Origin of the sequence: Noviherbaspirillum sp. (assembly GCF_035944575.1) — a bacterium.
In the GTDB taxonomy this organism is placed as follows: Bacteria; Pseudomonadota; Gammaproteobacteria; order Burkholderiales; family Burkholderiaceae_D; genus Noviherbaspirillum.
The window spans coordinates 1-2,026 of the sequence record NZ_DASZBA010000196.1 but is presented as its reverse complement, the minus strand read 5'-3'; the positions used below and the strand labels follow the sequence as shown (position 1 = coordinate 2,026).

Genomic DNA, 2,026 nt, shown 5'->3' with positions numbered 1-2,026 from the left:
GAGCATGCGGGAGAACATCTGCGCCCGCAGGGTGTTCAGCAGCTGGGTCGTTATCCAGGTCATCAGATAGCTGGTGGTGAACGTCGAGATGCCACGCAGCACAAAAATGCCGATGATGGCGATCGGCACCAGCCACAGATTGAACGTCGGCTTGCCGACGAAGCCGTTGTCCAGCAACTCCTTCATCACCGCCGGAAACATCGGCTCGGTCATTGCCGTCACGATCATGCCGAGGAAGGCCAGCCCCAGCCGTGCGCGGTACGGCCTGACCATTCGGAACAGGCGAGCCAGATGGGTTGGCAGAATCATGAAGTACCTCGCTGATGAATGACTATTCGGGACACGCCGGCACCTTCTGATGCATGCCGGATCGTGCCGGATAAAGACTGAACAACTGCCGCGGCGTCACGCCGGGATTGTCCGGCCGATGTCAGACCATCAATCGGCCGGTGTCTGTGCGGCAATGATTATAGTGGATCGCCATCGCCGTACTCCCGCAGCATGATCCCGATCGCCGGCGACTCCTGCCAAACCGTGAGCGCCCTGCAACACACCACTGCATGTCGGCGCATGCCGTTCTTTCTGGCGCACCTTGCCTGCGCGATGGATTCACCTGCCTTTTCGTCCATGTAGTCAGGCGATCAATGAATAGGTGGGCAATCTGATCACTTAGTTCACATCGGACGGAAAGCCCGGCCGGACGTGCCGGCAGGCACACTTTATCCGAACATCCGCCGGTATAATTCGGGCTCCTTCCACGGAGAAATCAAGATGACATTGACGGCGAACCTTGACGGCAAAACCATCCGGCTATCGGTGATTCTCATTACCAAAAATGAAGAACACAACATCGGCGATTGCCTGGCTTCGGTCGCGTTCGCCGATGAAATCATCGTGGTTGATTCCGGCAGCACCGACAATACCGTCGCCATTGCCCGTGCCGCCGGCGCAAAAGTGATCGAGACGCCGGACTGGCCGGGATTCGGACCGCAGAAGAACCGGGCGCTGGATGCCGCCACCGGCCAGTGGGTGCTGTCGATCGACGCCGACGAGCGCATCACGCCGGATCTGGCAGACGAGATCCACGCCATCGTCGCCACCGGGCCGGCCACGGCGGACGCCTACGAAATTTCCCGCCGCTCCTGGTATTGCGGAAAATTCATCCGCCGCTCCGGATGGTCGCCGGATTACGTGACGCGGCTGTTCAAGCGCGGCAAGGCGCGCTTCACCGACCATATCGTTCACGAGCGGCTGGTCGCGGACGGCCAGGTCAAGCGGTTGAAGGGACACATGCTGCACTACAGCTTCCGCAATTATTCCCAGGTCCTGAGCAAGGTCGATAGCTATTCCACCCTGTCCGCGCAGCAAGCCTATGCGCGCGGCAAGCGCGCCAGCGTCGGCAAGGCGGTGCTGCACGGCTGGTGGGCTTTCATGCGCACCTACTTCTTCAAGCTCGGATTCCTGGACGGTTCGCACGGCCTTGCGCTGGCCATCTCCAATGCCGAGGGCAGCTATTACCGCTATCTCAAGATCTGGCTGATCGGCCAGAACGACGGCCAGCCGAGTTCGCAGCCCTGATGTCCGGCCACCCGCATTCATGCTGATTTCCGTCATCGTCACCACCTACAACCGCCCCGACGCGCTGGCAGCGGTCATCCGGGGCTTGCTGGCCCAGACCGATCCCGATTTCGAAGTGATCATCGCGGACGACGGCTCGACCGACGCGACCCGGTCGATGATCGACAGCTTCCGTCCCCTGCCGGTCCGCGGTCCGAAGCGGCTGGTGCATGCCTGGCAACCGGACGACGGCTTCCGCGCATCGGCGGCGCGCAACCTGGGTGTCCACGCATCAAGGGGCGAGTACCTGATTTTCCTCGATGGCGACTGTATTCCCCGACCGGATTTCGTGGCGCGCCACCGGCTGCTGGCGGAACGCGGCTTCATGGTGTCGGGCAGCAGGGTACTGCTGTCCGAGCGGTTCACCGCCAGGCTGCTGTCGGCCCAACCGGCGGCGGTGCATGCGCGC

At 61.9% G+C, this 2,026-nt stretch carries 4 protein-coding genes; 2 read left to right on the top strand and 2 right to left on the bottom strand.

Features of this window, described 5'->3' with window-relative positions; all coding sequences use genetic code 11:
- A partial coding sequence (locus VGU61_RS15115; protein ID WP_326860007.1) for an ABC transporter transmembrane domain-containing protein occupies window positions 1–309 on the bottom strand: 309 nt, incomplete at its 3' end.
- A gap of 158 nt (window positions 310–467) precedes the next feature.
- A complete protein-coding gene (locus tag VGU61_RS15110) occupies window positions 468–629 on the bottom strand; it encodes a hypothetical protein (RefSeq protein WP_326860006.1) in 162 nt (53 codons plus the stop codon).
- Between the two features lie 175 nt (window positions 630–804).
- Here VGU61_RS15110 and VGU61_RS15105 point away from each other — a divergent pair, with 175 nt between their 5' ends.
- Window positions 805–1,578 (top strand): glycosyltransferase family 2 protein, encoded by a 774-nt coding sequence (locus VGU61_RS15105; protein ID WP_326860008.1) that lies wholly within the window; start codon window positions 805–807, stop codon window positions 1,576–1,578.
- A gap of 19 nt (window positions 1,579–1,597) precedes the next feature.
- The coding region (locus VGU61_RS15100) for a glycosyltransferase (RefSeq protein ID WP_326860005.1) at window positions 1,598–2,026 on the top strand (429 nt) is incomplete at its 3' end.

Coding starts and splice junctions, on each gene's coding strand:
- VGU61_RS15110 (WP_326860006.1), bottom strand. CDS start 629: ATGGACGAAAAGGCAGGTGAATCCATCGCGCAGGCAAGGTGCGCCAGA.